This window comes from Pseudoxanthomonas sp. CCNWLW251, assembly GCF_037402255.1.
Lineage (GTDB): Bacteria > Pseudomonadota > Gammaproteobacteria > Xanthomonadales > Xanthomonadaceae > Pseudoxanthomonas_A.
On sequence record NZ_JBBEGA010000008.1, the window covers coordinates 1 to 5,831 of the forward strand.

The following is a 5,831-nucleotide window of genomic DNA, read 5'->3' on the forward strand; positions in this document are numbered from 1 at the left end:
CTACACGGTGACCTATACCGCCACGGTGAATGCCGCGGCCTCGGGTACGGTGAACAATGCGGTGGTAGGCACCGGTGACGACACGCCGACCTGTGCTGATCGTTGCGATACCGTCACCCCGGTGGCCGAGCCGCGCGTGACCGTGACGAAGTCCTCCGATCCGGGGACGGGTGGTCAGGTGCAGATCGGGCAGACGGTGCGTTACACCCTGTCGGTCGCGATCAGCGCGTCCGCGCTGACCGAAGAACTGGTGCTGGTGGATACACCGGATCGGGGCCTGACCCTGGGCGCGTTGCCTGTGGGCTGCACGTTCGATGGCACCACGCTGACCTGCCGCTTGCCTGCCGGTACGGCCGCCGGTGTGCACGCGCTGAGCTATGACGCCGTCGTCAATGCGAACGCGGGCGCCATCGTCGGCAACCAGGTGGTCGCGTCGGGCGGCGGTGGTGAGCCGCCCGTCTGCACCACCTGCAGTACGGAGCATGAACTGGATGCGCCGGAGATCCGCCTGAGCAAGGTGGCAGGTGCGCGCGAGGTCCGTATCGGCGATCTGGTCCGCTACACGCTGACCGTGGAGAACGTGGGCAGCACCGATCTGGTCAACGGCAATGTTGTCGATACGCCGGCGGCGGGCTTCAGCTACGTCGAGGGCTCGCTGTTGGCCAACGACGACGATGCCATGGCGACGGTTTCCGGCAGCAGCCCGCTCCGCTTCGGCGGCGTGGACGTGGCCGCCGGCGAGACCGCCACCCTGGTCTATGTGATGCGCGTCGGTGCGGGCGTCCGCCCGGGCACCCACGTCAACCAGGCGCAGGTGCGCTCGGCGACCGACGATCCGGTGTCCAATGTCGCCACTGCGGACGTGGTGCTCACGGCTGATCCGATGCTGGACGACAGCCTGCTGCTGGGCACGGTCTTCAACGACCGCGACGGCGATGGCTGGCAGGACAGCGCGGCACTGAGTGGCGTGAAGGTGCAGGGCGGCTTTGCCCCGGGCGCCTACGTCGCCAACTCCACCACCGTGGATCGTGGCACCGGCCCGCAGCCGGAGCCGGATGCGAGTTCGCCGTTGTTGCATGGCATCGCCGTCGGTGCGATCAGCGGCCGCCAGTCGGTGGCCGACCCGGTGGAGGACCATGAAGTGGTGATCCGCCAGCGTCTGAACGAGCTGAGCTTCACCGACGACTTCGTGCTGACCAGCAACCAGGGTGTCACCGTGCGCATGGATGCGGCAGGCAATACCCGCGTCGAGCAGTCCGGCGAAGCGGCCAAGGGCCTGAATGCCGCCACGCCGACGGTCGAGCGTCGTGTGGCGCCGTCCGAAGGCGGCTACGTGGTGGATTACGTCATCCGCAACGCCGGTATCGATGAGCGCGGCATCCCCGGTGTGCGCATCGCCTCGGTGGAGGGCCTGCTGATCGAGACCGACCAGTACGGTCGCTACCACCTGGCCGGTGTGTCCGGCGGCGCGTGGGAGCGGGGTCGCAACTTCATCCTGAAGGTCGACCCGTCCACCCTGCCGGCCGGCGCCGAGTTCACCACCGACAACCCGCTGCTGCGCCGGATCACCCCCGGTGTGCCGGTGCGCTTCGACTTCGGCGTGAAGGTGCCGGAACAGGTCATCGAAGGCGGCAGCGAACAGGTCGAACTGGAGATGGGCGAGGTGTTCTTCGCCCCGGGCAGCGCCGAGGTTCGTCCGCAGTACCTGCCGGTGATCGAGGCCATGGCAGCCAAGGTGCGCGAGTACCAGGGTGGTGAAGTGGTCATCGATGCGAATGCCGATGGCGAGGCGCTGGCCTTCGATCGTGCAAACGCGGTCAAGGCGGCGCTGCTGGAGAAGCTCGACGCTGTTTCGGCCAAGGGACTGGTGGTCAGTGCGCGTGGCAACGTGGACGATCCGGGCTCGCTGATCGTCGGTGTCGATGAAGGGGGTGCCCTGCTTGGAACGGTGCTGTTCGACACGGACAAATCGAACATCCGTCCGGAGTTCGAGCCGTTGCTGGACAAGGTGGCGGCCGCGCTGGACAGGATGGGGGGCGGCAGCATCGCGATCGTCGGCCACACCGACGTGCGTGCGTCGCACGCCTACAACGTCGCGCTCGGCATGCGCCGTGCCAAGGCGGTCTATGAAGCGCTCGCCAAACGCCTGAGTCCGGAGATACGTACGAAGGTCCGCGTGGAAGCCAGTAACGATCCGACAGCCCCTGTCGGCGTACGGAAGTGAGGGGGCGTGTCATGAAGAAGCGTATGAAGATGAAGCTGCTGGATGTCACGCTGATCAGTCTGCTGGCGGGCACGGCCCCGCTGGCGGGCGCCCAGACGGATGCAGGTACGCAGGCGGCGAAGGATCGTGCCGACGGCATGGCCACGCCGGTGGACTGCAACGCCGAGACGTGCACGGGAGAGGAGGGACTGCTGTTCCGCCTGAGGACGCGCAGCTACGACAAGCCGGTCACGCGGGAAACGAGCGAGCACTCATCGTCGGAAGCCCTCCAGCCGGACCGCCGCGTCACCGTGGCGATGGAGCAGCCAGGCAAGGCGACCGCCGTGGGCAAGTTCTCCATCGACCTGCCGGGCGGAGGCGTCATCTGGGCCACGGAAGATCCCACACTGGGCCAGCCCGAGCTATCGGTGTCCGCGCCGTCGATGGTGGCCTTCGATGGCGAACGCATCACCAAGCCGGTGCAGTTCTATGCGCGCGGCAACTATCCTGCCTTCATCAAGCGTCTGGAGATCTCGCTGTACCGCAGCGGCGACGGCGACCTGATCGAGCCGATCGCTACCATTCCGATGGAGGTTGCGGCGGTCAGCAGTGTGGAATGGACGGGCGTGCTGCCGTCGAAGTACCCCTTCCGCAAGGGTGACGAGCTGGTGTACGTGCTGCGCGCCTATGGGGACAACGACAGCTTCGACGAAACCCATCCGCGGACCTTGCAGCTGGTGTCGCCGGAAGAAGCCGAGCGCGGTACCAACCTGCTGCGCGACAGCGTGGAACGCTCGCTGGGCAGTGCGTTGAGTGGCGAGCAAGCGCAAGCGCAGAGCCTGCTGGGCGACGTGTTTTCCGAGAATGGTCTGCGCCAGCAGAACATCGCGATGTATGGCTCCCGCATCCGTATCCAGGGTCGCAACATTCCGCAGACGGCATCGCTGACGATCAATGGCGAAAGCTATCCGGTCGACCAGGAGCGGAAGTTCGTCGCCGAGTATCTCGTGCCCGTCGGGCGGCACCGTTTCGATATCGGGTTGAGTGGCGAGAGCGCCGGAGGCAAGGATTCGGCCACGGGCTCCCACATCCTGGACGTGGACGTCACCGGACGCTACTTCTTCGGCGTCGGCCTGGCCGACGTCACCATCGCGCAGAACAAGGTCAGCGGTTCGGTTGAACCGTTCGCCAATGACAGCCGCTACGAGGACGATGTCATCAGCGACGGTCGCCTGGCGTTCTACGGCAAGGCCAAGTATGCCGGCAAGTACCTGGTCACCGCGCAGGCCGACACCACCCAGCGCGACCTGGACCGGCTGTTCAATGGTTTCACCCAGGCCGATCCGCAGGACGTGTTCCGCCGGCTGGATCCGGACCTCTATTACCCGGTGTATGGCGACGATTCCACGACCTATCGTGACGTGGATACGATGGGGCGCTTCTACCTGCGCGTGGACTGGGACAAGAACCAGGCGCTGTGGGGCAACTACAGCACCGGGATCACCGGCACCGAGTACGCACAGTACCAGCGCTCGCTGTACGGCGCGGCGTTGAACTGGCGCTCCATCGCGACCAACCGCTGGGGCGACCCGGGAACCGAACTGCGCATGTTCGGCTCGCAGGCTGAAACGGCACCCGGCCACAACGAATTCATCGGCACGGGCGGCAGCCTCTACTACCTGCGCCACACCGACCTGCTGCCGGGCTCGGACATCGTGACGCTGGAGATCCGCGACCTGACCACGGGCCGCACGGAAAACCGTGTGGTCCTGCAGCGTGGTGCGGACTACGAGATCGACGAACTGCAGGGCCGCATCCTGCTGACGCGCCCATTGACGCAGATCACCCGCGAGAACATTCCCACGCTGACGCGCGACACGCCGCTGGACGGCTTCGAGCAGCGCCTGATCGTGGACTACGAATGGGTGCCGTCCGGCTTCGATGCCGACGACGTCACCGCCGGCTTCCGCGGCAAGCACTGGTTCGGCAACCATGTGGGCGTGGGTGCCACCTACGTGCAGGAGAACCGGGCGGGGCAGGACTACACGCTGGCCGCCGGGGACCTGACGCTGCAGGCGGGCAAGGGCACCTATGTCAAGGCCGAGTACGCGCAGACCGAATCATTCGGTGCGCCGGTGTTCTTCTCCGACAACGGTGGCCTGAGCTTCATCCAGCAGAACAACACGGCCATGTTCCGCGAGGGCGAGGCCAAGTCGCTCGAAGCCCGCGCCAATTTCAAGGAACTGGGCTGGACCGAGCAGGACTGGAGCGTGGGGGCCTGGTGGCGCAATGCCAGTGCCGGCTACTCGATCTCGCGCTACGACACCGGCCGTCCGGTGACCGAGTATGGTGCCGAGTTGCTGGGCCAGTTCACTCCCAATCTGGGCCTGTACACGCGTTACACGCGGGCCGAGAGTGGTGCGGAATCGCTGACGCAGGCGCAGGCCACGCTGGAATGGCGCATCAATGATGCCAGCACGTTCAGCGCCGAACTGCGTCGTGTGGATCAGGAAAGCACGTCGACCGACGCCGCAGGCACGCTGGGCGCACTGAAGTACCAGCATCGCTTCGGAAGCACGCTGGAACTGTACGGCGTCGGCCAGTTCACGCTGGATGACGATGGGGGGCAGTACGCCGACAACAACGCGCTGACGTTGGGCGGCAAGTACCTGTACGGCAACCAATCCTCGGTCGGCGCGGAAGTGACCACCGGCGACCGTGGCGAAGGCGCTACCGTGTCGGCGGAGCATCGCCTGACGGCCGAGCATTCCGTGTACGGCGCTTACACGTACTCCACCGACACCACGGCCTACGACTCGCTGTTCACCCGCAATGCGCAGAATGGCTGGACGCTGGGTCAGCGTTGGCGCTTGTCCAACCAGGTCAACCTGTACAACGAAAGCCAGTTCCTGAAGGAGCGCAACGAGTCGGGCCTGGCACACACCTTCGGCATGGATTTCTATCCGGCCCAGGGCTGGAACATGGGCTTCACGCTGTCCGATGGCGAGCTGACGAATTCGACCGGCGGCAATGTCGATCGTCGGGCGATCAGTGTGTCCGGCGGGCGCACCTCACCGGATACCGACTGGCAGAGCAAGCTGGAATGGCGTGAGGACACCGGCGCGGAGCAGCGTGAGCAATGGGTCAGCACCAATCGCCTGACCCACAAGATCAACGAGAGCTGGCGCATCGCTGCACGCTTGAACTACGCCGATACCGACGACCAGCTCAATCCGTTGGCAGGCGCGAAGTTCATCGAAGGCAACGTGGGCTTCGCCTACCGCCCGTGGAACAGCCAGCGCTGGGGCCTGTTCGGCCGCTACACGTATCTGTACGACCTGGCCACGCTGGGCCAGTTGGGTGGCGCGGAGTACGACCAGAAGTCGCAGATCCTGTCGTTCGAGGGCGTTTACAAGCCGGATCAGCACTGGGAGTTCGCCGGCAAGCTGGCCCGTCGAGAGGGCGAGGTGCGGATGGGGCGCGGCACGGGTGCGTGGCTGGATTCGGCGACCACGTTCGCGGCGGCGCAGGTGCGTTACGACCTGCGCACGCAGTGGCACGCGCTGGCCGAGTATCGCTGGCTGGACGTCGACAACGGCGGCACGAAACAGGGCTTCCTGGTGGGCGT

Annotated in this window: 2 protein-coding genes; both read left to right on the plus strand. The window is 65.9% G+C overall.

What is annotated here, in order from left to right; all coding sequences use genetic code 11:
* Positions 1-2,224: OmpA family protein (locus WBN46_RS18970; RefSeq protein ID WP_337732946.1), on the plus strand; the 2,224-nt coding region annotated here is incomplete at its 5' end.
* Between the two features lie 11 nt (positions 2,225-2,235).
* On the plus strand, positions 2,236-5,831 hold a 3,596-nt coding region (locus tag WBN46_RS18975), incomplete at its 3' end, for a hypothetical protein (RefSeq protein ID WP_337732947.1).